Source organism: Brevundimonas albigilva (assembly GCF_023503965.1).
Taxonomy (GTDB): Bacteria; Pseudomonadota; Alphaproteobacteria; order Caulobacterales; family Caulobacteraceae; genus Brevundimonas; species Brevundimonas albigilva.
This window is the reverse complement of the sequence record NZ_CP097298.1, coordinates 287593-312006: the sequence shown is the minus strand read 5'-3', so window position 1 is coordinate 312006 and position 24414 is coordinate 287593. Positions and strand designations below refer to the sequence as shown.

General features: G+C 69.8%; 23 protein-coding genes, 1 tRNA gene and 3 pseudogenes. 20 read left to right on the top strand and 7 right to left on the bottom strand.

The annotated features are described in order from the left end of the window. Nucleotides 1–21: 21 nt before the first annotated feature. Together MU852_RS01675 and MU852_RS01670 are read right to left on the bottom strand one after the other, a co-directional pair. Nucleotides 22–399: a response regulator gene (locus MU852_RS01675; RefSeq protein ID WP_249750750.1), complete on the bottom strand. Its 378-nt coding sequence runs from the start codon at nucleotides 397–399 to the stop codon at nucleotides 22–24. Next, complete coding sequence (locus MU852_RS01670) at nucleotides 399–1898, bottom strand: HWE histidine kinase domain-containing protein (RefSeq protein ID WP_249750749.1); 1500 nt, start codon at nucleotides 1896–1898, stop codon at nucleotides 399–401. Before MU852_RS01670 ends, MU852_RS01675 begins: the two co-directional genes overlap by 1 nt. 125 nt (nucleotides 1899–2023) lie before the next feature. On the opposite strand from MU852_RS01670, the gene MU852_RS01665 reads away from it, so the two are divergent. Then, complete coding sequence (locus MU852_RS01665; protein WP_249750748.1) at nucleotides 2024–3553, top strand: carboxylesterase/lipase family protein; 1530 nt, start codon at nucleotides 2024–2026, stop codon at nucleotides 3551–3553. 9 nt (nucleotides 3554–3562) lie between these two features. On the opposite strand, the pseudogene gor reads toward MU852_RS01665, so the two are convergent. Beyond that, a pseudogene (gor, locus tag MU852_RS01660) lies at nucleotides 3563–4947 on the bottom strand (glutathione-disulfide reductase). 251 nt (nucleotides 4948–5198) lie between these two features. Continuing rightward, entirely contained in the window at nucleotides 5199–5885 is a 687-nt protein-coding gene (gene rpiA, locus MU852_RS01655; RefSeq protein ID WP_249750747.1) for a ribose-5-phosphate isomerase RpiA, read from the bottom strand. 104 nt (nucleotides 5886–5989) lie between these two features. On the opposite strand from rpiA, the gene MU852_RS01650 reads away from it, so the two are divergent. Next, nucleotides 5990–6688 (top strand): SseB family protein, encoded by a 699-nt coding sequence (locus MU852_RS01650; RefSeq protein ID WP_249750746.1) that lies wholly within the window; start codon nucleotides 5990–5992, stop codon nucleotides 6686–6688. Nucleotides 6689–6692: 4 nt separating this feature from the next. Here the strand turns inward: MU852_RS01650 and glmU are convergent, their stop codons facing one another. Next, a complete protein-coding gene (gene glmU / locus MU852_RS01645; RefSeq protein WP_249750745.1) occupies nucleotides 6693–8039 on the bottom strand; it encodes a bifunctional UDP-N-acetylglucosamine diphosphorylase/glucosamine-1-phosphate N-acetyltransferase GlmU in 1347 nt (448 codons plus the stop codon). 63 nt (nucleotides 8040–8102) lie between these two features. Between glmU and MU852_RS17650 the strand changes: the two genes are divergently transcribed. The 4 genes from MU852_RS17650 to MU852_RS01630 all read left to right on the top strand — a co-directional run bounded on the left by MU852_RS17650 (nucleotide 8103) and on the right by MU852_RS01630 (nucleotide 10373). Further along, nucleotides 8103–8423, top strand: a complete 321-nt coding sequence (locus MU852_RS17650) for an HAD hydrolase-like protein (RefSeq protein ID WP_347342322.1) — start codon at nucleotides 8103–8105, stop codon at nucleotides 8421–8423. Then, entirely contained in the window at nucleotides 8402–8815 is a 414-nt protein-coding gene (locus MU852_RS17645; protein WP_347342321.1) for an HAD-IA family hydrolase, read from the top strand. Before MU852_RS17650 ends, MU852_RS17645 begins: the two co-directional genes overlap by 22 nt. Before the next feature lie 136 nt (nucleotides 8816–8951). Then, nucleotides 8952–10241, top strand: coding sequence for a dicarboxylate/amino acid:cation symporter (locus MU852_RS01635; RefSeq protein ID WP_249750744.1), 1290 nt, complete (start codon nucleotides 8952–8954; stop codon nucleotides 10239–10241). 57 nt (nucleotides 10242–10298) lie between these two features. Then, nucleotides 10299–10373: transfer RNA gene (locus tag MU852_RS01630), tRNA-Val, on the top strand. A gap of 67 nt (nucleotides 10374–10440) precedes the next feature. Here MU852_RS01630 and MU852_RS01625 read toward each other — a convergent pair. After that, nucleotides 10441–10890, bottom strand: a complete 450-nt coding sequence (locus MU852_RS01625; protein ID WP_249750743.1) for a hypothetical protein — start codon at nucleotides 10888–10890, stop codon at nucleotides 10441–10443. A 190-nt stretch (nucleotides 10891–11080) separates the two neighbouring features. Here MU852_RS01625 and MU852_RS01620 point away from each other — a divergent pair, with 190 nt between their 5' ends. The 3 genes from MU852_RS01620 to MU852_RS01610 all read left to right on the top strand — a co-directional run bounded on the left by MU852_RS01620 (nucleotide 11081) and on the right by MU852_RS01610 (nucleotide 14184). After that, nucleotides 11081–12454, top strand: a complete 1374-nt coding sequence (locus MU852_RS01620; RefSeq protein ID WP_249750742.1) for a class II 3-deoxy-7-phosphoheptulonate synthase — start codon at nucleotides 11081–11083, stop codon at nucleotides 12452–12454. A 114-nt stretch (nucleotides 12455–12568) separates the two neighbouring features. Then, nucleotides 12569–13144 (top strand): prephenate dehydratase domain-containing protein, encoded by a 576-nt coding sequence (locus MU852_RS01615; RefSeq protein WP_249750741.1) that lies wholly within the window; start codon nucleotides 12569–12571, stop codon nucleotides 13142–13144. A 272-nt stretch (nucleotides 13145–13416) separates the two neighbouring features. Further along, the gene (locus MU852_RS01610) at nucleotides 13417–14184 is read left to right on the top strand and encodes a chorismate mutase (protein WP_249750740.1); all 768 of its coding nucleotides are present in this window, start codon (nucleotides 13417–13419) and stop codon (nucleotides 14182–14184) included. A 1-nt stretch (nucleotide 14185) separates the two neighbouring features. Here the strand turns inward: MU852_RS01610 and panC are convergent, their stop codons facing one another. Next, nucleotides 14186–15022 (bottom strand): pantoate--beta-alanine ligase, encoded by an 837-nt coding sequence (gene panC / locus MU852_RS01605; RefSeq protein ID WP_249750739.1) that lies wholly within the window; start codon nucleotides 15020–15022, stop codon nucleotides 14186–14188. 98 nt (nucleotides 15023–15120) lie between these two features. Between panC and MU852_RS01600 the strand changes: the two genes are divergently transcribed. The 11 genes and pseudogenes from MU852_RS01600 (at nucleotide 15121) to MU852_RS01550 (ending at nucleotide 24407) form a co-directional block, all read left to right on the top strand. Then, nucleotides 15121–15750, top strand: coding sequence for an SPOR domain-containing protein (locus MU852_RS01600; RefSeq protein ID WP_249750738.1), 630 nt, complete (start codon nucleotides 15121–15123; stop codon nucleotides 15748–15750). Nucleotides 15751–15858: 108 nt separating this feature from the next. Then, nucleotides 15859–16700: pseudogene (locus MU852_RS01595) on the top strand (division plane positioning ATPase MipZ). 172 nt (nucleotides 16701–16872) lie between these two features. After that, complete coding sequence (locus MU852_RS01590) at nucleotides 16873–17133, top strand: J domain-containing protein (RefSeq protein WP_249750737.1); 261 nt, start codon at nucleotides 16873–16875, stop codon at nucleotides 17131–17133. A gap of 105 nt (nucleotides 17134–17238) precedes the next feature. After that, complete coding sequence (locus tag MU852_RS01585; RefSeq protein WP_249751828.1) at nucleotides 17239–18630, top strand: Do family serine endopeptidase; 1392 nt, start codon at nucleotides 17239–17241, stop codon at nucleotides 18628–18630. A 72-nt stretch (nucleotides 18631–18702) separates the two neighbouring features. Continuing rightward, nucleotides 18703–20018, top strand: a pseudogene (locus tag MU852_RS01580) (replication-associated recombination protein A). After that, on the top strand, nucleotides 20011–20745 hold the full coding sequence (locus MU852_RS01575; protein ID WP_250202466.1) for a DUF72 domain-containing protein: 735 nt from the start codon (nucleotides 20011–20013) through the stop codon (nucleotides 20743–20745). Before MU852_RS01580 ends, MU852_RS01575 begins: the two are co-directional and overlap by 8 nt. Further along, entirely contained in the window at nucleotides 20742–21467 is a 726-nt protein-coding gene (locus tag MU852_RS01570; RefSeq protein WP_249750736.1) for an RluA family pseudouridine synthase, read from the top strand. The genes MU852_RS01575 and MU852_RS01570 overlap by 4 nt, the downstream gene beginning before the upstream one ends. A 53-nt stretch (nucleotides 21468–21520) precedes the next feature. Continuing rightward, complete coding sequence (locus MU852_RS01565; protein ID WP_249750735.1) at nucleotides 21521–22009, top strand: CC0125/CC1285 family lipoprotein; 489 nt, start codon at nucleotides 21521–21523, stop codon at nucleotides 22007–22009. A gap of 48 nt (nucleotides 22010–22057) precedes the next feature. After that, nucleotides 22058–22453 carry a fluoride efflux transporter CrcB gene (gene crcB, locus MU852_RS01560; protein WP_249751826.1) on the top strand — a complete coding sequence of 132 codons (396 nt, stop codon included), beginning with the start codon at nucleotides 22058–22060 and terminating at the stop codon, nucleotides 22451–22453. Further along, complete coding sequence (locus MU852_RS01555) at nucleotides 22450–23469, top strand: RluA family pseudouridine synthase (RefSeq protein WP_249750734.1); 1020 nt, start codon at nucleotides 22450–22452, stop codon at nucleotides 23467–23469. Before crcB ends, MU852_RS01555 begins: the two co-directional genes overlap by 4 nt. Further along, nucleotides 23466–24407: a tetratricopeptide repeat protein gene (locus MU852_RS01550; protein WP_249750733.1), complete on the top strand. Its 942-nt coding sequence runs from the start codon at nucleotides 23466–23468 to the stop codon at nucleotides 24405–24407. The genes MU852_RS01555 and MU852_RS01550 overlap by 4 nt, the downstream gene beginning before the upstream one ends. The last annotated feature ends 7 nt before the right edge of the window (nucleotides 24408–24414 follow it).

Sequence of the window (24414 nt, the reverse complement as noted above, 5' to 3'; positions counted from 1 at the left end):
CAGCGGGTCGGCCGTCCCGCCTCAGGCCTGGGCCACGCCCATCGCCTTCATCAGGGCGTCGCGCACGGCGGTTTCGGTGAAAGGCTTCTGGATGGTGGGATTGCCGCGCCATTCGTCGGGCAGGCCGCCCTCGCCATAGCCGGTGGAGAAGACGAACGGCACGCCGCGCGCCTTCAGCGCCTCGGCCACCGGAAACACCTGGCGGCCGGCGACATTCACGTCCAGCAGCGCTGCGTCCAGATCGGCCTCGTCCCGCACGATCGCGGCGCCTTCGTCGATGTTGGCGGCGGGACCCACGGGCGTGCAGCCCATGTCCTCGAGGATGGTTTCAAGAAGCATGGCCACGAGGGATTCGTCCTCGACGATCAGAACGCGACGTCCGGTCAGGGGCTGGGTCATCACGCGTATTTCCTTTCCAGCGGAACCGTCAGTTCCGCGACCAATCCATCGGCGGCGTAAAGCAGATCGATCTCGCCGGCCAGATCGTGGCGAATGTTTCGTTCAATCAGGCGGCTGCCGAAGCCTTTTCTGCTCGGCGTTGAGACAGGGGGGCCGCCGACCTCGCGCCAGGTCAGCGTCAACTTGGGGGCCCGCTGGTCGGCCAGCGCCCAGTCGATCAGCACCCGGCCCTCGGGCGTCGACAGGGCGCCGTACTTGGCGGCGTTGGTCGCCAATTCGTGGAAGATCATTCCAAGCGACAGCGCAAGGGCGGGCTCCAGGTCGACAGGCGGCCCGTTCAGGCTGATGCGGGTCGGGCCGAAGGCCTCGGTCTCGTGGGCCAAAATGGCGCTCAGCTCCGCGCCTTCCCAATGGCTGCGGGTCAGCAGGTTGTGGGTGTGCGACAGGGCCATCAGCCGGGACTGGAAGGTTTCGGCGAAGGTCGCGGGATCGGCGTGCGACCGGGCCGTCTGGATGGCGATCGACTGGACGGTGGCCAGGGTGTTCTTCACCCGGTGGTTCAGTTCGTCGATCATCAGCTTCTGCCGCTGGGCGGCCAGGACGTTCTCGGTGACGTCGTGCCCCTGGACGAAGATGCCGGCCACGGCCCCCTTTTCGTCGCGGATCGGCTGATAGATGAAGTTCACATAGACGTCTTCCAGCGGCCCGCCCGGGCGGCGCTGCAGTTGAACCAGGCTTTCCTGGCCCTCGTAGGGTTCGCCGGTGGCGAAGACGTCGTCCAGAAACTCATAATAGCCTTGGCCCGCCAGTTCGGGCAGCGCTTCGCGAACGGGCAACCCCGACACGTCGCGCTGGCCGATCAGCTGTTGATAGGCGGCGTTGTGCATCTGGAAGACATGCTGCGGCCCGGACAGGATGGTCACGAAGCCGGGGGCCTGCATGAACATCTCGACCAGGCGGTTCCGCTCGTGCTCCAGGCGAAGATTGTCCTCCTGAACGACTTCCGCGCGGCGCAGCAGCCCGCCGCCGACGATGGCGTCCAGGGCGCTGATCGGCGCCGAAGGGTCGGGGATGAAGCCCCGGTTCAGGTCGGTGACGTCGGTGGTGTGTTGCAGCAGGAAGCTGACCCGACCGTCGTCATCCAGGATCGGGGTGTGGGTGGCGCTCCAGATCCGGTCCTCGAAGGTGCGCGCGCCGTCCGCGCCGGTGCGCGCGATCGAGAAGCGGACCATGGCGAGGTGGTCGCGCTGACGCGTGTCACGCGCCTTTTCCAGCGACGCCTTAACCCGCCGCACGTTCTCGGGCGCTTCCTGCCCGTCGCCGGAATCGAAGGCCTGGAACAGGGGCTGTCCGACGATGTCCTGCCGACGAGAGGACGTGACGTCCAGATACGCCTGGTTCGCACCGACGATCACCAGATCGGGCGTAAGCAGAATGTAGGGATTGGGCGACACCTCGAACGCCGCGGCCAGGTCGACGGCGGTTCGTGTCTTTTCCATCAAGTCGTTCAATGCGCGCCCCACCAGCAACCCCCCAAACGCAGCGGACGCGGATTGGTTCGCCAGATCTTTGAAAATCGTCGCAGCATCGTTGGCGCGTCGGAAGAATTTGCTAATCACGGGACATGACAATCGCAGCCGCATTCGCCACGCTGGCCCTGATGACGGCGCAGGTCGACCCGACAGCACAGGTGGAGACGCGGGTCGAGCAGGGGGTTCTGCTCGGCCGGACCGACGAGGCCGTGACCTCGTATCGCAACATTCCCTACGCCGCGCCGCCCGTCGGCGCATTGCGCTGGCGTCCGCCGCAGCCGCCGGCCGCCTGGGAAGGTCGTCGCGACGCCGCCGCCTATGGGGCGATCTGCATCCAGCCCCCGGCGAACGGCGACCCCGGCGTCGGCCCGCCGCCGATGAGCCAGGATTGCCTGAACCTCAATGTCTGGACGACCCAGGCCGCCGGCGCGCGCGCACCGGTCATGGTTTGGATCCACGGAGGGGCGCTGATCAACGGATCCGGTACGGCGGCGCTGTACGAGGGCGATGACCTGGCCCGGCGGGGCGTGGTGGTCGTGACGCTGAACTATCGGCTGGGGCGTCTGGGCTTCTTCGATCACCCCGCCCTGGCGGCGGAGAGGCCGGCGGGCGAGGCGGCCGGCAACTACGGCGTCATGGACGTCATCGCGGCCCTGCGGTGGGTCAAGGCCAACATCGCCGCGTTCGGCGGCGACCCCGGCAATGTGACGATCTTCGGCGAGTCGGCGGGCGGGCTGCTGGTGAACCGGATGATGATCTCGCCTCAGGCGCGCGGGCTGTTCCAGCGGGCCGTGGTGCAGTCGGGGCTGGGGCGCGAGCTTCAGATTCCGCTGGATCGGCCGGGACCCGCCGGCGCCCCCTCGGCGCGTCAGCGAGGCCAGGCTTGGGCCGATGCGGCGGGCCTGACCTCGGCCGAGGCGCTGCGGGCCGCGCCGGCGGAGACCTTCCTGGGACCGGCGCCGTCGTTCGCGAACGGCGACCTGAACCTGATCGACGGCGAGGTCGTGACCGAGACGGTCGAAGCCGCCTTCGCGGCCGGGCGACAGGCGCCGGTTCCTTATGTCATCGGCACGAACAGCGCCGAGTTCTGGTGGATCAGGCCCACGGACCGGTCGGGCTATGGGCTGATCGACGACGACATGACCTGGCTGGAGCGGGCCGAGGCGGCGGACGCCTATGGCGGGGTCGCAGCCTTCGACGCTCAGGTCGTGACGGACCTGGTGTTCACCGAGCCCGCCCGCAAGCTGGCGCGCCTGCACGCCAGGGCGGGCCATCCGACCTATCTCTACCGCTTCGACGTGACGTCGGCGGAGAACCGCCAGGCCCACGGCGGGGCCAGCCACGCGGTCGAGCGGCCCTATGTGTTCGGCAACCTGGGCATCCTTCCCTATCCGGTCGAGGATCGCGACCGGCGGGCCTCGGAGGCGATGATGGGCTACTGGACCGCCTTCGCCCGCACCGGCGACCCCAATGGCGCGGGCCGGCCCGAGTGGCCCCAGGCGACGCCCGAGGGCGACTCGCGCATCGTCACCTTCGGCGACACGGGACCGTTCGTGGAGCCCCAGCCCTTTTCGAGGCGGCTGGACGTGCTGGAGCGGTTCCGCGAGCGGCCGCGTCGCTGAGGCGCGGGGTTAGCCGGCGGCCATGTTCGCCGGCGTCTGCTTCTCCTTCAGGGTCACCAGCTCCTCGGCCATGGTCGGGTGAACCGCGCAGGTGGCGTCCCACTGGGCCTTGGTCAGGCCCGCCTTCACGGCGATCGCGGCCAACTGGATCATCTCCGGACTGTCCGGCCCGACGATGTGGACGCCCACCACGCGCTGGCTGTCGGCGTCGACCACCAGCTTCATCAGCACCCGTTCGTCGGAGCCGGTGAAGGCGTATTTCATCGGCCGGAAGCGGGTCACATAGACATCCACGCCCTTGGAGCAGGACCGGCGCGCCTCGGCCTCGGTCAGGCCCACCACGCCGACGGGCGGCTGGCTAAAGACGGCGGTGGCGACGGCCTCGTAGTCGAAATGCTGGGGGCTGTCGCGATAGACGGTCTGGTGGAAGGCGACGGCCTCGCGGATGGCGACGGGGGTCAGGTTCATCCGGTCGGTGACGTCGCCGATGGCCCAGATGTTGTCGGCGGTGGTCTTCGAATAGGGATCGACCTTGATCGCGCCCTCGTCGTTCAGTTCGACGCCGGCCGCCTCCAGGCCCAGGTCCTTGACGTAGGGGATACGGCCGGTGGCGAACATGACCACGTCGGTTTCCAGCGTCATGCCGTTTTCCAGGTGGTTGACCAGGCCGGCGGCGGTCTTCTCGATCGACTTGTGCTGGCAGCCCAGGACGACCTTGACGCCGCGCTTCTCAATCTCGCCGGCCAGGTGGGCGCGCACGTCGTCGTCAAAGCCGCGCAGGATGTTGGGGCCGCGATAGATCAGGGTGGTCTCGACGCCCAGGCCGGCGAAGATTCCCGCGAACTCCACCGCGATATAGCCGCCGCCGGCGATCAGGATGCGCCTGGGCAGTTCGGGCAGGTGGAAGGCCTCTTCCGAGGTGATGGCGTGTTCGATGCCGGGAAGGTCTTCCGGCTTCCACGGACGGCCGCCGGTGGCGATGAGGATCTTCTCGGCGGTGATGGTGCGGTTCTTGCCGACGATCTCGACGGTGTGGGCGTCCTTCAGCACCGCGCGGCCGTGGACCAGCTCGACCCCGGCCTTGCCCAGATTTGCGGCGTAGATGCCCGACAGGCGGGCGATCTCGACGTCCTTGGCCTCCAGGAAGGTCGGCCAGTCGAACTTGGCGTTGTCGAACGACCAGCCGTAGCCTTCGGCGATCTCGAGCGCGTGGCTGACCTCGGAGGCCATGACCATGAACTTCTTGGGCACGCAGCCCCGGATGACGCAGGTGCCGCCGACGCGGAACTCCTCGGCGACGGCGACCTTCTTGCCGCCCAGGGCCGTCAGCCGCGCGGGCGGACCCCGCCGGAGCCCGCGCCGATGACGAAGAGGTCGTAATCGTAGTCGGACATCCGGGCCTCCGGGGTTCAGACGCGGAAAAGAGAGTCTGAACCGTCTGAATAGTGTGAAATCCCGGCGCAGGCGCCGAAAAACAGGGTGTGAATAGTGTGAATGGTGTGAAATCCGGACGGCCGCCCGCCCAGCGGATCGGACTTAGGCGCCGGATCGGGGAGGGGCAAGGCGGGTGCGCCTGACGGCGTGCGACGGAGCGCCCACAGCACTGGGTCCCGGCTTTCGCCGGGATGAGCGGAGCCATGAGTGCTCAGGGGTTGATCGTCTCGACCCCGTCGTCGGTCCCGATGATCGCCAGGTCGGCCAGGTCCAGGAACAGGCCGTGCTCGACCACGCCGGTGATCAGCTTCAGGTCGTCGGCCAGGCGCGCCGGGTCGTGGATGGCCTTGCAGGCGGCGTCGTAGATCAGGTTGCCGCCGTCGGTGCGGACCAGGCCGCGATCGGCCTGGCGCACACGGGCGGGGGCGGCGATGTCGTGGTCGGCCAGGACGTCGGCGATGCGGTTGCCGGTGGTCTTGTGGCCGAAGGCGACGACCTCGATCGGCAGGGGAAAGGCGCCCAGCACCGGCACGACCTTGGCGTGGTCGGCGATGACGATGCAGCGGGCCGAGGCTTCCCACACCAGCTTCTCGCGCAACAGGGCCGCGCCGCCGCCCTTGATCAGCGCAAGGCCGGGTCCGACCTCGTCGGCGCCGTCGACGGTCAGGTCGATGCGGGGCGTGTCCTCCAGCGTCGACAGGGTCAGGCCCAGGTCGCGCGCCAGGTCGGCGGTCTTTTCCGAGGTGGGGACGCAGCGCAGGTCGTGCAGGCCCCGCGCCGCCAGCGCCTTGACGAACCAGGCGGCGGTGGAGCCGGTGCCCAGGCCCACGACCATGCCCACCTCGACGTGCTGGGCGGCGGCCTCGCCGGCCCTGCGCTTCTGGATTTCCGTGTTCATGGCCGCTCCATAGGCAAGTCGGGCCGGAACGGAAAGGGCCAGAGCGCGGTTGGCCCCGTATCGGATCGTGCTATTCGCGGCGGTTCAGTTGCAGGAGCCGCCTCATGACCCGACAGACCCCCGACGCTCTGGAAAAGGCGATCGCCGAGGCCCGGGCCGATCCCGCCAAGCAGGCCGCGGCCGAACTGGCCATCCTTTCCGCGGAAATCTACGTGGCGCCGAGCGAAGGAACGCCGCCGCCGGGCGTCGTGCTGGGCCGGGATCGTCCCTTGAAACTAATGGGGATCGTGCTGTCGGACGGCGTCGAGGCCGCGGCCGGCTTTTCCCAGGCCGCGTTCGCGCAGCCCGTTCTGGGAACCGCCGCCTCGATGGCCATGCGGGGCCAGCATTTCCTCGAAGCCTTTCGTGATGGCGTGATCGTTCTGAATCCCGGACGCGAAGAGGGCCTGGTTCTGACCCGTCGGGACATCGCCGCCATCCTGGACGGCGCGGGCGAAGCGTCGCTGACCGACAGCGCCGACCTGGAACTGACGACGCCCGATCCCGAACCGACGGTGCTTGTCGCCCGGCTGAGATCGTCCCTGACGGTAGAGGGCGTCCATGCGGCCTGGCTGGCGCGGTCGAAGGACCTGCGCTCGGGTGAACTGGGGTGGCGTCTGGAGGTTCGGGGCGACGCGAGCCTGAAGACCGTGCGCGATCGTGTCCGCAGCGCGATCGAGGGCTTGGGTTTCGGGGGCGAGGCGCTGGACCTGGTCATGTCCTCGGGACAGGGAGCCGACGGCGAGGGCCTGAGGCTGATCTGACCCTTTAGACGCCCTTCGCCGCGCGCTTTCGCGCCGCCGCCTTGTCCCGGAAGACGGCCGCCGCGCCGGGCTTGACCGTCTGGCGGGCGCGACCGAAGGCCAGGGCGTCGGCGGGCACGTCCTCGGTGATGACGGAGCCGGAGGCGATCAGGGCGCCGTCGCCCAGGGTGACGGGGGCGACCAGGCTGGAGTTCGAACCGACGAAGGCGCCGGCGCCGACGTGGGTGCGGGCCTTGTTGAAGCCGTCGTAGTTGCAGAAGATGGTCCCGGCGCCGATGTTGGCGCCCGCGCCGACCGCGCCGTCGCCCAGATAGGCCAGGTGGTTGGCCTTGGCGCCCTTGTCCATCGTGACGTTCTTCACCTCGACGAAGTTGCCGACCTTGACGCCCTCGGCCAGGTCCGCGCCGGGGCGCAGCCGGGCGTAGGGGCCGACCTCGGCGCCCGAGGCGACGCGCGCGCCCTCGATGTGGCTGAAGCTGCGGATGCGCGCCCCGCCCTCGATCACCGCGCCGGGGCCGAAGACGACGAAGGGCTCGATCACGGTTCCGCCGCCGACCTGGGTGTCCCAGGCGAAGTGGACGGTGTCGGGCGCGCTCATGGTCACGCCGGCGGCCAGGAAGGTCTCGCGCTGGACCTTCTGGAACAGGGCCTCGGCCTGGGCCAGTTCGGCCTGGGCGTTGACGCCCATCACCGCGTCCTCGTCGGCGAAGACGGCGCGGGTCGGGTGACCGGCCTTGCGCGCCAGTTCGACCACGTCGGTCAGATAGTATTCGCCCTTGGCGTTGTCGTTGGTGACCTGCGCCAGCAGGGGGAACAGCAGGTCGGCCGGCGCGGCCATGACGCCCGAGTTGCAGGCGGTCAGGGCCAGGACCTCGGGCGAGGCCTCCTTGGCCTCGGTGATGGCGACCAGCGTCTCGCCCTCGATGACCAGGCGGCCGTAGGCGCCGGGATCGCGGGCCTGGAAGCCGATGACGGTGACGCCGGCGCCGCCGAAGACCGGTTCGATGTCGGCGGCCTTCAGCAGGGGCACGTCGCCGTAGGTGACGACCACGTCGCCGTCGAAGCCGGCCAGGGCCTGTTCGGCGGCGCGCACGGCGTGGCCGGTGCCCAAAGGCGGGTCCTGGACCGCGACGGCGCCGGCGCCGAGACGCGTCTCCACATGGGCGCGGACCTGGGGCGAGTGGTTTCCGACCACGACGACGATGCGCTCGCACCCCAGGCCCTGGGCCGCGTCGATGGCGTGGTCCAGCATGGCGCGCTGGCCGACGGGGTGAAGCACCTTGGGCAGCGGCGACTTCATCCGCGTGCCCTGGCCTGCGGCGAGGATGATGGCGGCGCGTGCTCTGGTCATGAATCGTCCCGGCGGCTAGTCGTCCCGGCCTTAGCCCATCATGCGCGCCAAAGGGAGATGCGGATGACCGATCGCGATCTGGAGGGATGGACCGTCCTGTTCGACCTGGACGGGACGCTGGTCGATTCCGCGCCCGACCTGATCGGCACGCTGAACCGGCTGCTGGTCGAAGAGGGGCTGCCCCCGGTGGAGATGGAGGCGGCCTCGACCCTGATCGGATCGGGGGCGCGGGCGCTGCTGGTGCACGGTTTCGAGGCGGCGGGGGCCGACGTGGAGCGGGCGCGCTCGGAGGCCCTGTTCGAGCGGTTCCTGGTCGACTACGCCGGCCATATCGCCGACGGCAGCCGGCGTTCGAGGGCGTCGTGGACACGCTGGAGCGGCTGAAGGCGCGCGGCGCCGTGCTGGCGGTGGCCACGAACAAGCGCTCGGACCTGTCCGAACTGCTGCTGGAGAAGCTGAGGCTAAGGCATCATTTCGCGGCCGTCGTCGGGCCGGACCGGGTCAGCGCCCGCAAGCCCTCGGGCGCGCATCTGGTCGAGGCGGTCCGGACCGCGGGCGGCGACCCCGCCCGCGCGATCATGGTGGGAGACGCCGCGCCCGACGCCCAGGCGGCCCGCGACGCCGGGATGGCCTGCATCCTGACGACCTTCGGCTACACCCCCGTGCCGGTCGAGGACCTGGGCGGCGACGTGCTGATCGACGCCTTCGAGGATGTGGAGGAGGCGATCGACGGTCTGCTGGCGGACTTCTACGTCTCCAGGGCGCTGAGGGGCTGAGGGCCGAGGGGCCCGCGCGGCTTGTCGCTGCGCTAAAGGCTGACGATAGAAATCCTGGCGCCCGATCGGCGGCCCGTCCGGTTACGGAGCCGCCTTGCGATGGCCAGATGGACGGGCCGACGTCGAGGATGAGTTCGTGATCGCCCGCTTCTTCAAGATTCCCCTGTGGCAGCGCACCGCCGCCGGCTTCGTGCTGGGCGTGGTCGCCGGCCTGATCCTGCGCGAACGGGCCGAGACCTGGCTGCAGCCGATCGGCGACGTCTATCTGAACCTGATCCGCATGGTGGTGGCGCCGCTGGTGCTGTTCACCATCGCCAGTTCCATCGCCAGGCTGGGCGAGGGGGTGGGCGCGGTGCGGCTGGGGGTCAGGACCCTGGTCTGGTTCGCGATCACCTCGCTGCTGGCGGTGCTGGTGGGGATCGCCTTCGGGCATCTGATCAATCCGGGCGTCGGCCTGTCGAACCTGCCGCTGGGCGAGGTGAAGGCGCGCGAGATCCCGACGCCGCTGGACGTGCTGATCGGGGTCGTGCCGACCAACCCGTTCGCGGCGTTGAGCGAGGGCAGGGTGCTGCAGATCATCTTCTTCTCGGCGCTGGTTGGGATGGCGCTTGTGGCGCTGGGCGACGCGGCGCAGGGCGTGCGGCGGCTGGTGGACGAGGGGGCGGCCGTGGTCTTCCGCATCACCCGCTGGGTGATCCAGCTGACGCCGTTCGGGGTGTTCGGCCTGATCGGGGCGGTGGTCGGCGGCTATGGCTGGGAGGCGCTGCTGCCGCTGGGCAAGTTCATCCTGGCCATCTACGCGGCCTGCCTGTTCCACATCCTGGTGGTCTATTCGGGCCTGTTGAAGCTGCACGGGCTGAAGGCGGTCAGCTTCTTCAGGGGCGCGTTCGCGGCGCAGCAGACGGCGTTCGCCACCTCGTCCTCGCTGGGGACGCTGCCGATCACCCTGCGCCAGACGGTCGAACGGCTGGGCGTGCCCCAGGCCTATGCGGCCTTCGCGGTGCCGCTGGGGGCCAATGTGAAGATGGACGGCTGCGGCGCCATCTATCCGGCCATCGCCTCGATCTTCATCGCCCAGTATTTCCAGATCGACCTGACGCTGACCCAATATGTGCTGATCGGCCTGACGGCCGTGCTGGGATCGCTGGGCACGGCGGGGGTGCCGGGGACCAGCATCGTCATGCTGACCCTGACCCTATCGACCGCCGGCCTGCCGCTGGAGGGCATCGGCTATATCGTCGCCATCGACCGGATCATCGACATGATGCGCACGGCCACCAACGTCACCGGCCAGATGCTGGTCCCCGTGCTGGTCGCCAAGGAGGAGCGCATCCTGAACGAGGCGGTCTATGACGGCCGCGTCGCCTTCCTGCCCGGCGACCCGGAGACGGAGACGCCCGAGGCGGTGCGGGCGGCGGGAATCTGAAATCCGGCGCTTGCGCCGCGGGGGCGACCGGGCTATGTCGCCGCCTCCGCAAGGCATGGATGCGTAGCTCAGCGGGAGAGCACCTCGTTCACACCGAGGGGGTCACAGGTTCAATCCCTGTCGCATCCACCATTTTTTCCATCCCGGTCCGTTCGGTTCGTCGCCCCGCGCAGGCGCGGGGAGCGGCGCGCGTCCTGCATCAGGCCGACGGGGCGGCGGGCGGACGGCAGCCGCGCTGCTGGCCCAGCCCCTTCAGAAAGGCGCGCCGGACAAGGCCGGCCTTGATCGAATCCTGAACCTCGCGACTGTGCTGGGCCGCGCCCGACAGGCGCCGGACCCAGCTGCGGAAGGGAATCAGGTCGGAGGCGGTATCGCGCACGGCGTCCAGCGCCAGGTCGGCCGCCTGTTCATCGCGGCCGGGGCCTTGCTGCGGCTGATCCAGATCGGGACCGAGCGCCTCGTCCAGACGGGCGACCTGGGCCGAGATGTCCGCGCAGCGACGCAGGTCCGCGCGGCCATAGGGGGCGCCGCGCGCCTCGACCAGGACCGCGGGGATTTCGGTCTGCTGGATGTTCAGATCCTGGAGCGGCGCCGAAGCCGCCTGGCCCACGCCGCCCTGGAAACGGTCCGCGCCGCGATCGAACGACATCTGCGCGCAGCCCGAGGCGGCCAAGGCGGCGACGAGGACGACGGAAAGGGGCGTGCGCGCATTTCGATGCTCCGAAGACAGGATCGAGAAGCTTAACCGTTTCCCTGCTGAGCGGTTCCGGCCGGCGCGGCGCACATCCTGTGCACAATCTGTTGTTCCGGCCCGCTCTAGGCCGTATCCTGGCGCCATCATGACCCAACGCTGGACCCCCGAAAGCTGGAGAACCAAGACCGCCCTGCACATGCCGGCGGACTATCCCGATCCCCGCGCCCTTCAGGCCGTGGAGGACGAGCTGCGCGCGCTGCCGCCGCTGGTCTTCGCCGGCGAGGCGCGGCGCCTGACGTCGAAACTGGCGCAGGTGGAGCGGGGCGAGGCCTTCCTGCTGCAGGGCGGCGACTGCGCCGAGAGTTTCAAGGAGTTCTCGACCGACAACATCCGCGACACCTTCCGCCTGATCCTGCAGATGGCGGTGGTGCTGACCTTCGCGGGCAGGAAGCCGGTGGTGAAGGTGGGCCGCATCGCCGGCCAGTTCGCCAAGCCGCGCTCGGCCCCGGTCGAGGAGATCGACGGCGTCGAACTGCCCAGCTATCGCGGCGACATCATCAACGGCATGGCGTTCACGCCCGAGGAGCGCGCGCCCGATCCCCAGCGGCTGCTGCGGGCCTACAACCAGTCGGCCTCGACGCTGAACCTGCTGCGGGCCTTCGCCGGCGGCGGCTATGCGGACCTATACAACATCCACCGCTGGACGCTGGGCTTCGCCGGCGACAACGAGGCGGGCGCGCAATATCGCGAACTGGCCGACAAGATCACCGAGGCCCTGGCCTTCATGGAGGCGGTCGGCGTCACGCCCGAGACCCATCCCGACCTGAGCCGGGTCGAGGTCTTCACCAGCCACGAGGCCCTGCTGCTGAACGTGGAGAGCGCGCTGACGCGGCTGGACGGCGGCTCGGGCGAATGGTTCGACACCTCGGCCCATATGCTGTGGATCGGCGAGCGCACGCGCCAGCTGGACGGCGCCCACGTCGAGTTCATGAAGGGGATCAAGAACCCCATCGGCGTGAAGTGCGGGCCGACGATGACGGCCGACGACCTGCTGCCGCTGATCGACGCGCTGAACCCGGACAACGTCTCGGGTCGGCTGACCCTGATCGGCCGTTTCGGCCACGACAAGGTCGGCGAGCGCCTGCCCAAGCTGATGCGCGAGGTGAAGGCGTCCGGCCGCAAGGTGATCTGGTCGATCGACCCGATGCACGGCAACACGCTGAAGGCGGGCAACGGCTACAAGACCCGGCCGTTCGACCGCATCCTGGGCGAGGTGCGGACCTTCATCGACGTGGCCGAGGCGGAAGGGGTGCATCCCGGCGGCGTCCACCTGGAGATGACCGGCCAAAACGTGACCGAATGCATCGGCGGCGCCCAGGCGGTGACCGAGGACGACCTGTCCAACCGCTATCACACCCACTGCGACCCGCGCCTTAACGCCGACCAGGCGCTGGAGCTGGCCTTCCTGGTGGCCGAGCGGTTGAAGTCCGGGCGCGTCAGCCGGTCGAAGGCGGCCTGATCGGAGCCGCGCCCCAGATGCGCGAAAATGCGGCCATGAGGCGGCCACGGAGGCCGCCTCTTCTGTCCGCCACGCTGAAGGATGGGCTCGCGGCGAAAGCCGAGGGTGACGGACATGGAAACGCCTGCCAATCAACATGAGAAGCCCGGCCGCGTGGCCTATCAGGGCGCGCCGGGCGCGTTCAGCCACGAGGCCTGCACGGCCCTGCGCCCGTGGGACGAGGCGGTGGCGTTCGAGACCTTCCAGGGCGCGATCGACGCGCTGATCTCGGGCGATTGCGACTGCGCCCTGATCCCGGTCGAGAACTCCTCGATCGGGGCGGTCGAGCCGGCGGCGACCCTGGTGCGCGAATCCGGCCTGCGGGTGGTCGCCGAGGCGTGGCGGCCGATCCGGCACGCCCTGATGGGTCTGGAAGGCGCGCGCGTCCACGACCTGCGTCGGGTGCTGAGCCATCCGATCGCCCTGGCCCAGTGCGAGCAGACGCTGAAGGGCATGAAGCTGAACGTGGTCGAGCATTTCGACACCGCCGGCGCCGCCCGCGACGTCGCCGAGGCGGGCGATCCGACCCAGGCCGCCATCGCCCCCCGCAACGCCGCCGAGGTCTATGGCCTGTCGATTCTGCGCAACGATTTGCAGGATTCCAGCGATAACCGAACGCGTTTCGTCCTGTTGAGCGCCGAAGCGGGTTGACGGCGCACGGTCTTTGCGTGTCTTAAGGCCGCCTCGGATCGCCGTCGATCCGCTCAACCGGACCTGGACCCATGTCCCGCTCGCGCGCCCTTGCTGTCTCCTTCGCCCGTTCGCGCGCGGCCGCCGGCTATTATTTCGGCTTTTACGGCTTTCGATACGCCGGCTGAGGCGTCGGGCTTTTCACGCTCCTGACAGCCTCGCCGGCGACCGCTCCTGACCCGAGCGGCGGCCTGCCCGCATATCGAAATCCATTCCGCCGAAAGACTAGTCCCGTGACCCAATCCGTTTCCGCCGCCGTCCGCCAGGTCTGGCCTGAGGACGCCGAAATGACCCCCGAACAGACCGCCCTGGCCGCCCTGCGCGCCGAGATCGACAGCATCGACGACCAGATCCTGGCCTTGTTCGAACAACGCCTGGCGGTCGCCGCCACCGTGGGCCGCGCCAAGGACGCGCCGACCGGTCCGCACACCAAGCTGCGCCCCGACCGTGAGCAGACCGTGCTTTCGCGGATGCTGTCGAAGGCCCAGCCCGAGAACGCCGAGGCGGTCGAGCACCTGTGGCGCGAGATCGTCGGCTGGGGCCTGGCGCGGCAGGGCCGCCTGCAGGTCCAGGTCTGGGCGCCGATCGAGCCCACCCGCGCCTATGACGGCGCCCGGCTGCGCTTCGGCGCGGCCGCCGACATCAAGATGGTGCGCGATCCGCAAAAGGCCCTGGCCTTCGCCGCGGAGGGCCACGGGATCGCCGTCCTGGCGGTGAACACCGAGGACGCCTGGTGGATGGGCCTGCGTCGCGAATGGTCGATGCTGAGCGTGTTCGACGGCTATGGCGGCGAGACGCCGACCTCGCTGGCCGTGGGCAAGATCGACCCGCCGGCCCTGCCCAAGGGCCGTAGGGTGATCGTCACCGCCGGCGGCGACGCGGGCGACGGCGGCGGCGCGCGCCGCTGGGGCCTGAACACCCACCACGGCTGGACCATCGCCCTGACCGACGCCGAGCTGACGCCCGGCGAGGCCGAGGGCTGCGTCGGCGCGATCGGCTAGATCACACCGCCATGTTGTCGATCAGGCGCGTCTGGCCCAGCCAGGCGGCGGCCAGGATACGGCCGGGCGCGTCCGCCACATCGCCTTCGAAGGGCGCCAGATCGTCGGCCCGACGAACGGCGACATAGTCGACGCGGTCGAACCCGGCCGCAAGCAGGGCCTCCTGGGCCGTCTTCTCGACCTCCGCGAGAGGACGGCCGGACGCGGCCATGACCCCGGCCTCGGCCAGCACGCCGTTGAGGCGGCGGGCGATCTCCAGCTCGGCCTCGGACAGGTAGGCGTTGCGCGAGGACAGGGCCAGGCCCCAGCCGTCGCGCTGGGTGGGGGCGCCGACGATGTCGACGGGCAGGTCCAGGTCGCGGGTGAAGCGCCGGATGACCATCAGCTGCTGATAGTCCTTCTCTCCGAAGACCGCGACGTCGGGCTGGACCTGGTTGAACAGCTTGCTCACGACCAGGGCCACGCCCCCGAACATGGCCGGACGAAACGCGCCCTCCAGCTCCAGGGCCGGACCCGCCACGACGACGGAGGTGGCGAAGCCGTCGGGATACATCTCCTCGACCGTCGGCGCGAACATCAGGTCGCATCCGGCGCCGGCCAGCAAGCGGGCGTCCTCCTCCTGTCGCCGGGGATAGCGGCCCAGGTCCTCATGCGCGGCGAACTGGGTCGGATTGACGAAGTTGGAGGCCACGACGCGGTCGGCGCGACGCCCCGCCTCGCGCACCAGGGTCAGATGGCCCTCGTGCAGCGCGCCCATGGTGGGAACCAGCGCCACCTTCAGGCCTTGTCGCTTCCAGTCGCCGACGACGGCGCGCAGGTCCGCGACGGCGCGGACCACGGAGAGGGGGAGGCGTCTGTCATGAGGGAGCGGTTAACCTTCCGGTTTAAGGCTGTTTCTGAACCAGCCCTCAAAGGCTGGCGGCTAGGGTCGCGGTTATGACGCCCGCAGAAGCGACCCGTCCAGTTCTGATCGCCGCCGCAGCGAGCCTGGCGCTCATGGCGGGCGGGTGCGGCTCGCAGGATCAGGGGCAGGGGCGGTTCGAGGCGCTGGCGGATCATGTGGCGGCCATCGACGTGCCGCTGCATCCCGCAGCCGGCGCCCGCCGGAGCGGCGCCGAGTCGGGATTGAGGCCGGCCCCGTTCAGTCCGGTGAAGCTGGCGGTGATGGATCCGCACGACATGTGGGACGCCCGCGACGCCCAGGCGGGGCTGCGGGTGATCGCCGCCCGTGCGGTCGAACCCGTGCGCGAGGCGCCGTCGGCGCTGCTCAAGCGATCGGACATCGAGCCCAGCGAAGCTGCGAGCCCGGCCGAGCCGCGCCCGGCCACGGCGCCGGCGCGGCTTATCCAGCTGGGCGCCTACGCCAGCGAGACGGCGGCGCGGGGCGCCTGGACCCGGCTGGGCGGCGATCCGGCGATGGCGGGATTGCAGCCGCGCTTCGAGACCATCTCGGTCGGCGAACGCACCCTGACGCGGCTGAAGGTCGAGGTCGCCGCCGGTCGGTCCGCCGCCGAGGTCTGCCGGGCCGCCGGGGTGGACGATCCCTGGTGCCGACGCGCCGGCTGATCCACAGGCGCGATTAACGGGTCGTTGACGTTTGCGGCGCGGGGACCGACTCTAGCGGTCTCCCCAGGTCGAGCGTGAGTCGTTCGGCCGTCCGTAGAGGCTGCCTTCATGACGCAACCGCATGTGATCGTCCTCGGCAAGAAAAGGGCGGGGCGGGCAAGTCCACCCTGGCCATCCACATCGTCACGGGCCTGCTGCACGCGGGGCGCAGCGTGGCGATCATCGACCTGGACCTGCGCCAGCGCTCGATGCAGCGCTTCTTCACCAACCGCGCCAGCTGGCTGGCCGCGAACGGCCACGATCTGCCCCAGCCGATGATGCCGGACATGGGCGACGGCAAGGCGCTGGCCAAGGCGCCGGTCGAGGACCAGATCGCCGCGTTCGACCGCGCCTTCGACGAAGCCGCCGCGGCCGGCGTCGACTGCATCCTGATCGACACCCCCGGCGGCGACACAGCGGCGTCGAACGCCGCCCACGCGCGCGCCGACCAGATCGTGACGCCGATGAACGACAGTTTCGTCGACTTCGACCTGCTGGGCGAGGTGGACCCGGTGTCGCTGGAGCTGCTGAAGCCGTCGATCTATTCCGAAAGCGTCTGGGAAGCGCGCAAGCATCGCGCGATCGCCCAAGGGCGCCATGCGACCATCGACTGGCTGGTCGTCACCAACCGCCTGCAGGTGGCCGAGGCGCGCAACCGCAAGCGCCTGGAAGAGCGGATGAACAAGCTGGCCAAGCGGGTCGGGTTCCGCGTCGGGCCGGGCCTGCGCGACCGGGTCATCTATCGCGAACTGTTCCCCTTCGGCCTGACGGTGGCGGACCTGTCCAACGACGTGCGGCCCGTGGCCGTGTCGCTGGCCCACGTCGCGGCGCGTCAGGAGATGCGCAACCTGATGAAGGCGATGGGCCTGGAGCAGGCGCTGAGCGACGCGGCGCTGGACGTGGCCGCCTGAAAGACTGAGCCATGACGCTGATCGGGCTGGCGCTGGCGGCGATCGCCGTCTGGGCCCTGGTGCGTCTGGGGCGCCAGACCGAGCGGCGAGGGCGGGGCCACTGGCGCGTCACCGCGACGCTGCTGGGGGCGGTGCTGCTGGCGGGAGGCGCCTTGGCCGCATTCCGGGGCGGATGGCTGGCGGCGGCGGCGGCCTGGCGGGCGCGGGGCTGTATCTGGCCTGGTCGTCCCGCGCGCGGCCGCAGGTGCGCTCCGAACCGATCAGCGAGGCGGACGCGCGTGCGGTCCTGGGGGTATCTTCGGGCGCGGGAGAAGCCGAAATCCGCGCGGCCTGGAAACGGGCCATGACGCGCGCCCATCCGGACCAGGGCGGCACCGAGGGTCTGGCGGCGCGGGTCAACGCCGCGCGCGACCGGCTGCTGCGGCGCCGCTGAGGGAACGGCGGGCCGTCCGGGTCGTTCGAACTGCGGCGTCGTCATGATCCGGCCCGAAAGACGGTGCGGTATGGCGGCGCTTCAAGCCTCATGCGTCGGAAGATGATGAAGACCCGTTCGATCCTGCTCGCCACCGCCCTGGCCCTGTCGGCCTGCGGCAATCCCGACAACTCCAAGGCCCAGGAAGGGGTGTTCGCCGAACAGCCCCGCGTCGTCCCCGGCGACTCCGCGGCGATGAAGGCCAGCTTCGCCCCCGTCGTGCGCGAGGCCGCCCCCGCCGTGGTCAACATCGCCGCGCGGGGCGTTCAGCGGGTGCAGAGCGCCGATCCCTTCTTCCAGCTGTTCGGACCGCAGGCGCGGGTGGCCCAGTCGGTCGGCTCGGGCGTGATCGTGCGGGCGGACGGGACGGTGGTGACCAACTATCACGTCATCGAGGGCATGTCGGAGATCAAGGTCGTGCTGAACGACCGCCGTGAATTCCCCGCCGAGGTCATCCTGGCCGATCAGCGCAGCGACATCGCCGTGCTGAAGCTGCAGGGCGTGGACGGCGCCCTGCCGTTCCTGCGCATCGACGATCAGGAAGAGCAGCAGATCGGCGACCTGGTGCTGGCCATCGGCAATCCGTTCGGCGTGGGCCAGACGGTGACCAACGGCATCATCTCGGCGCTGAACCGGACCGAGACGGGCATTTCGGACAGCGGCTCCTTCATCCAGACCGACGCGGCGATCAATCCCGGAAACTCGGGCGGGGCGCTGGTGGACATGGACGGCGACCTGATCGGCATCAACACGGCCATCTTCTCGCGCAGCGGCACCTCGTCGGGCGTCGGCTTCGCCGTGCCGGCGGTGATGGTCAAGCGGGTGGTCGATTCCGCCGTGGGTGGCGCGACGGCGGTGGTTCGGCCCTGGCTGGGCGTCAAGGGCGACACGGTCAGCAGCGACATCGCCGGCAGCCTGGGCCTGGACCGGCCGCAGGGCCTGGTGGTCACCGACGTCTATCCGGACAGTCCGGCGTCGCGGGCGGGCATTCGCCAGGGCGACGTCGTCACCGCCGTGGACGGCGTCGAGATCAACGACCAGGGCGGCCTGAACTACCGCATCGGCACCAAGGCGCCCAACGACACGGTGCAGGTGACGGTGCTGCGCGACGGGCGCGCCCAGACGCTGAACGCCCGCGTCCAGGCCCTGCCGGGCGACGCCAAGCCGGGCGACGGTGCGACCGTGTCCTCGGGCAGCCTGGCGGGCCTGCGCGTCGTGCCGTTGAACCCGGCCTTCGCCGACAGCCTGGGCGGCGACCCCTTCCTGCGCGGCGCGCTGGTGACGGGCGTGGCGCGGGGCAGTCTGCCGGCCCGGATCGGCGTGCGGCCGCGCGACGTGATCCGTCGCATCGACGGGCGGGAGGTCGTGTCGGCCTCCGATCTCCAGCGCGCGCGGGCGGGATCGGAAGTCGTGATCCTGCGGGGCGGTCGCGAACTGACGGGACGGATGCCCGGCTGACCGACGACGCCGGGGGCGTGAAAAGCCGGGGCCGACCGACTACATAGGTCGCTTCCCCAAGAGCGAGCCCGAATGAGCGACCTGTTCGAAGCCTCCGGCATACATCCGCCCGACGCCCCCCTGGCGGATCGCCTGCGTCCGGCGTCGCTGGAGGAGGTGGTCGGCCAGGATCATCTGCTGGGCGAGGGCGGGCCGATCCGCCGCATGGTCGACGCCGGCCGCCTGGGCTCCATGATCCTGTGGGGTCCGCCGGGCACGGGCGAGACGACCATCGCCCGGCTGCTGGCCAAGGCGGCGGGCTATGAGTACCAGGCGATCAGCGCCGTCTTCTCGGGCGTGGCGGACCTGAAAAAGGCGTTCGAGGCGGCGCGGATGCGGCGCGCGGCCGGCCAGTCCACCCTGCTGTTCGTCGACGAGATCCACCGGTTCAACCGCGCCCAGCAGGACGGATTCCTGCCCTTCGTCGAGGCGGGGGTCGTCACCCTGGTCGGCGCTACGACCGAAAACCCCAGCTTCGAACTGAACGGCGCCCTGCTGTCGCGCAGCCAGGTCTATGTGCTGAAGCGGCTGGACGACGCCGCCCTGGACCAGCTTCTGCGACGCGCCGAAGCGCACATGGGGCGTTCCCTGCCGCTGACCGACGAGGCGCGCCAGGCGATGCTGGCCCTGGCCGACGGGGATGGGCGCTATCTGCTGACCATGTCGGAGGTCCTGTTCGACCTGCCGGAGGGTGAGGCGCTGGACGTCCAGGGCCTGGCGGGCGTGCTGCAACGCCGGGCGCCCGCCTACGACAAGAGCCGCGAGGAGCACTACAACCTGATTTCCGCCCTGCACAAATCGGTGCGGGGATCGGACCCGGACGCGGCGCTGTACTGGCTGGCGCGGATGCTGAACGGAGGCGAGGACCCGCTGTATCTGGCGCGGCGCATCGTGCGGATGGCGGTGGAGGACGTCGGCGAGGCGGACCCGCTGTCGATCCTGGTCGCCAATGCGGCCAAGGACACCTACGATTTCCTGGGCAGCCCCGAGGGCGAGTTGGCCCTGGCCCAGGCGGTGGTGCACCTGGCCACCGCGCCCAAGTCGGTCGGAGTGTATGAAGCCTTCAAGGCGGCCAAGAGGGCGGCCCACGAGACCGGCTCGCTGATGCCGCCCGCCCACATCCGCAACGCCCCGACCAAGCTGATGAAGCAGCTGGGTTACGGCAAGGGCTATCAATACGACCCGGACACGCCCGAGGGCTTCTCAGGCGCGAACTTCTTTCCGACGAGATGGAGCGGCGCGTCTTCTACAAGCCCAAGGGCGAAGGCCACGAAGAGAAGATCAAGGCGCGGCTGGAGCGCTGGGCCGAGATGCGGGCGCGGATGGCGGACCAGGGCGGCGATGCCTGAACTGAGGCTGGGGACGGCCGGGTGGAGCGTGCCGCGCGAGGTCGCCGAACGTTTCGCCGGTCCCGGCACGCACCTGGAACGCTATGCCCGGACGATGAATGCGGTCGAGATCAACAGCAGCTTCTATCGACCGCATCGGCGAGCCACCTATGCGCGCTGGGCGGCCTCGACCCCGCCGGACTTTCGCTTCGCGGTGAAGACGCCGCGCGTCCTGACGCAGGAGCAGCGGCTGCGCGAGCCGGAGGCCGGGCTGGATCGGTTCGCATCCGAGGTCGAGGGGCTGGGCGACCGGCTGGGGGCGGTTCTGGTCCAGACGCCGCCGTCGCTGGTTTTCGACGAAGCCGATGCGACCCGCTTCTTCGACGCGGCGGCGGCGCGTCTGCCCGTTCCGATCGCCTGCGAGCCACGCCACGCCAGCTGGTTCGCGCCGGAAGTCGACGCCTGGCTGAAAGACCGCCGGATCGCGCGCGTGGCGGCCGATCCGGCGCCGGTGTCGGGGGCGGGCGCGCCTGGCGGATGGCGCGGCCTGACCTACATCCGATTGCATGGCGCGCCGAGAATCTATTATTCGGCCTATTCGCCCGAGACGCTGGCGGCGACGGCCGAACGATTGCGGCGCGAGGCGGCGGATGCGCCGACCTGGTGCGTGTTCGACAATACGGCGGCAGGCCATGCCTTGCCCAACGCCTTGACCGTCATGGCGGCGTCGGGCCAAGAGCCGAAATGACCGCCAGAACCCCCGTCGCTCTGTCCGAAGACGAGATCGCCGCCGTCCGGTCGTGGGTGATCCACGAGGATGCGCACCTCATCGTCTTTTCCAAGCCCAGCGGCCTGTCCAGCCAGGGCGGGCGGATCAAGGCCCATACGCTGGACGATCTGCTGTGGGCGTTCGCGCGGTCGAACGGAAAGCGGCCGGAACTGGTGCATCGGCTGGACCGGGACACGTCGGGCGTGATCCTGGCGGCCAAGACCAAGCCCGCCGCCGGATTCCTGGGCAAGGCGCTGCAGATGCGGCGGTTCCGGAAAACCTATCTGGCCCTGCTGTCGGCGGCGCCCGAGCCGCGATCCGGCGCGGTCGATGCGCCCCTGCGCCGCGAGGAGATCGGCCGCGAATCCTATATGCGCGTCGTCGCCTTCGACGCGCCGGGCGCGCAAGGGGCGCAGAGCCGATACCGCACCCTGGGCGCCAGCGATCATGGGGCGGTGGTGGAGCTTGAGCCGCTGACGGGACGGATGCACCAGTTGCGGGTGCATATGGCGCATCTGGGCCGTCCGCTGATCGGGGACGTGCGCTATGGCGGCGCCCTGACCACGCCGGTCGGACCGGCGCCGCGGCTGATGCTGCACGCCGCCAAGCTGAGCTTTCCGCATCCCGAGGGCGGGACCACGACGGTCGAGGCCCCGCCGCCCCAGGATTTCCAGACGTTGCGCGCCGCCTTGGGCCTGTGACGCGGGAACGAGCGGCGCGGCACGACGCTATTGGGATGAAGGAGAACATCGTCATGAAGCGCTTCGTCATTCTGGGTCTCGTCGGTTCCGCCCTGGCGCTGTCCGCCTGCGCCAGCCTCGCGCCCTACGGCGCCCAGCAGGGACCGGGCGGCCAGGGCTTTTCCGAGCAACGGATCGAGACCAACCGCTATCGCGTGACCTACAACGGGGTCGGGGCGCCCGGTCCCGTCGCCGATTTCGCCCTGCTGCGCGCGGCCGACCTGACGACCCAGGAAGGATACGACTGGTTCGAAGTGGTGCAGGCGTGGACGGACGGACGGCCGGGCGGCGCAGGGGGCGTGCGCCCCAGCGTCTCCATCGGCGGCGGCAGCAGCCGGTATGGCGGCTATTCGGCGTCGGGCGTCGGCGTGGGGGTGGGCCTGAACCTCAGCGGGCCGCAGCCGACCTCCACCACCTTGGAAGTGGTGCTGGGCCGTGGGACCAAGCCGGATCGCCCCAGCGTCTATGACGCCCGTTCGATACAGGCCTCCATTCCTCGCTGACGCCGTCGGACTGGCGAGGCGGCGGGAACGTCGTATAAGCCGGCCATGATCGCACGTTTGCTGATAGTCGCCGCCGGCGGCGGACTGGGGGCCATGGCCCGATATGGGCTGGGCCTGGCGGTCGGGCGGCTGGCGCCCAACGCCGCCTGGCCCTGGGGCACCTTCCTGGCCAATATCGTCGGCGGCCTATGCATGGGCCTGCTCGTGGGCTGGCTGGCGCTGCGCGGCGGCGCCCAGCAGGAGGCCGTTCGCCTGTTCGCAGCGGTGGGGGTGCTGGGCGGGTTCACCACCTTCTCCTCCTATTCGCTGGAGGCGGTCCTGATGATCGAGCGGCGTCAGATGGGGCTGGCGGCCGCCTATGTCGGCCTGTCCGTGATCGCGGCGATGGCGGCGCTGTTCGTCGGGCTGACGATCGCCAGGCGCGCGTTCGGAGCGGTGCTGTGAGCGACCCCGCCGCCGCCGCGCCGAAGCGCGAAGTCCAGACCGTTTACGTCGCCGAGGACGAGGACGGCATCCGGCTGGATCGCTGGTTCCGTCGGCGATGGCCGCATCTGTCCAACATCCAGGTGCAGAAGATGGCCCGCAGCGGCCAGATCCGCGTCGACGGCGGACGGATCAAGCCCGAGGCGCGGCTGACCGCCGGCGCTGCGGTGCGCGTGCCGCCCATCCCGGACGACACCTCGCGCCAGGCGGGCGATCCGCACGCCCTGTCCGACAAGGACGTGGCCTTCGCCAAGTCGCTGGTCCTGTACGAGGACGACGTGGTCATCGCCCTGAACAAGCCGCACGGCCTGGCCGTGCAGGGCGGCACCAAGACCAGCCGCCATGTCGACCGCCTGCTGTCCGCCTGGGGCGAGGGGCTGGACCGCCCGCGCCTGGTGCATCGGCTGGACCGCGACACCTCGGGCGTGCTGCTGCTGGGCAAGGGACCCGAGGCGGCCAAGCGGCTGGCCGGGGCCTTTGCGCGGCGTCAGGCCAAGAAGACCTATTGGGCCATCGTCATCGGCAATCCCAAGCCCTATTCGGGCCAGATCGACATGCCGCTGAAGAAGACCGGCATCAACGACTTCGAGATGATGCGGCCGGCCGATCGCAAGGATCCTAAGGCGGAACCCGCCGAGACGGCCTTCGCCACCATCAGCCGGGCGGCGCACCGCGCCTCGTGGATGGCGCTGAGACCCTTCACCGGCCGCACCCACCAACTGCGCGCGCACATGGCCGGCATCGGCCACCCGATCCTGGGCGATCCGAAATACGGTGACGAGGCGTCGCGCGAACTGTCGGGCGGGTTGAAGCTGCAACTGCACGCGCGAAGCATCGAGCTGGACCACCCGTCCGGCGGCGTCCTGCAGGTCACGGCCCCCCTGAGCCCCGAGATGAAGGCCGGCTTCGCCCACTTCGGCTTCAGCGAGGACGAGGCCGAAGACGACCCGTTCGCGGGCGTGAGGAGGATGAGATGACGCAGCCGGTGGAGGCGGCCAAGGCGTTCATCGCTCAGGGCCGACCGCAGGAAGCCGCAGCCGTTCTGGCGCCCCTGACGCAAAGCAAGGACGCCGGTTACCTCTCTCTCGCCTATCATGCCGACGCCTTGAAGCGCCTGGGCCAGTTGGACGCGGCGGTCGAATTGGCCGAACGAGCACTCAAGGCCAATCCGAATAGCGTATCCGCGCGGCACAACCTGGCTTCACTCTATGGCGACTTGGATCGAAAAGCTGAATCCGAACGGTTGGCGCGGTCGGCGTTGGAAATCGGCGACGCGCCGGAAACCTGGGTGGTTCTAGCAAGGGCGTTGCAGGGACAGAACCGCTTCGAAGAGGCCGAGGACGCTTACAGGGCGGCGGTGAAGCGACGGGCGAACTATGCCGAGGCCTTGGCGGATTTGGCGCAGCTTCTTTGGATGAAAACCGAGGACCCGGCCCTTGCGACCCACGCGCTGGATATCGCCATCACGAATCATCCGCGTGACGTCGAACTGCGTGTTCGAAAAGCGCGCCTTCTCCAATATGCGGGCCAAGCGCGGGCTGGATACGACACCCTGACAGCCGGCCCGCTTGATCCGGTTGGCGAACTTACGGCAGCGCAACTGATACTGTCGGACGATCCCGATCGGGCCTTACGCCATGTGCAGCGGGTCGCGTCTGCGGCGCCGGAGGCTGCTCCGGTCCGGCTGGGCCTGGCGGAATGCCTGCTCGCGCTCGCAAGGCCGCGCGAGGCTATCGTTGAGATCGAGGCGATGCGTCGCGCCTCTCCCAACGACCAGTTGGCCATCGCTCTGCAGGCCACGGCCTGGCGCATGATGGGGGATCCGCGATACAACGCCCTTTACGACTACGACGCGTTTGTACAGCCAACGCTTATAGACACGCCGCCGGGTTGGCCCGACCTGCCGCCTATTTGAGGGATCT

Excerpts from the sequence above, each read along its gene's own strand:
- MU852_RS01585 (WP_249751828.1), top strand. The coding sequence starts at position 17,239 with ATGAAGACCCGTTCGATCCTGCTCGCCACCGCCCTGGCCCTGTCGGCC.
- MU852_RS01590 (WP_249750737.1), top strand. The coding sequence starts at position 16,873 with ATGGCTGGCGGCGGCGGCGGCCTGGCGGGCGCGGGGCTGTATCTGGCC.
- MU852_RS01600 (WP_249750738.1), top strand. The coding sequence starts at position 15,121 with ATGACGCCCGCAGAAGCGACCCGTCCAGTTCTGATCGCCGCCGCAGCG.
- rpiA (WP_249750747.1), bottom strand. The coding sequence starts at position 5,885 with ATGAACACGGAAATCCAGAAGCGCAGGGCCGGCGAGGCCGCCGCCCAG.
- MU852_RS01615 (WP_249750741.1), top strand. The coding sequence starts at position 12,569 with ATGGAAACGCCTGCCAATCAACATGAGAAGCCCGGCCGCGTGGCCTAT.
- MU852_RS01665 (WP_249750748.1), top strand. The coding sequence starts at position 2,024 with ATGACAATCGCAGCCGCATTCGCCACGCTGGCCCTGATGACGGCGCAG.
- MU852_RS17650 (WP_347342322.1), top strand. The coding sequence starts at position 8,103 with ATGACCGATCGCGATCTGGAGGGATGGACCGTCCTGTTCGACCTGGAC.
- MU852_RS01550 (WP_249750733.1), top strand. The coding sequence starts at position 23,466 with ATGACGCAGCCGGTGGAGGCGGCCAAGGCGTTCATCGCTCAGGGCCGA.
- MU852_RS01650 (WP_249750746.1), top strand. The coding sequence starts at position 5,990 with ATGACCCGACAGACCCCCGACGCTCTGGAAAAGGCGATCGCCGAGGCC.
- glmU (WP_249750745.1), bottom strand. The coding sequence starts at position 8,039 with ATGACCAGAGCACGCGCCGCCATCATCCTCGCCGCAGGCCAGGGCACG.
- MU852_RS01675 (WP_249750750.1), bottom strand. The coding sequence starts at position 399 with ATGACCCAGCCCCTGACCGGACGTCGCGTTCTGATCGTCGAGGACGAA.
- MU852_RS01625 (WP_249750743.1), bottom strand. The coding sequence starts at position 10,890 with ATGTCGTTCGATCGCGGCGCGGACCGTTTCCAGGGCGGCGTGGGCCAG.
- MU852_RS01565 (WP_249750735.1), top strand. The coding sequence starts at position 21,521 with ATGAAGCGCTTCGTCATTCTGGGTCTCGTCGGTTCCGCCCTGGCGCTG.
- MU852_RS01575 (WP_250202466.1), top strand. The coding sequence starts at position 20,011 with ATGCCTGAACTGAGGCTGGGGACGGCCGGGTGGAGCGTGCCGCGCGAG.
- MU852_RS01570 (WP_249750736.1), top strand. The coding sequence starts at position 20,742 with ATGACCGCCAGAACCCCCGTCGCTCTGTCCGAAGACGAGATCGCCGCC.
- MU852_RS01670 (WP_249750749.1), bottom strand. The coding sequence starts at position 1,898 with ATGGAAAAGACACGAACCGCCGTCGACCTGGCCGCGGCGTTCGAGGTG.
- MU852_RS01620 (WP_249750742.1), top strand. The coding sequence starts at position 11,081 with ATGACCCAACGCTGGACCCCCGAAAGCTGGAGAACCAAGACCGCCCTG.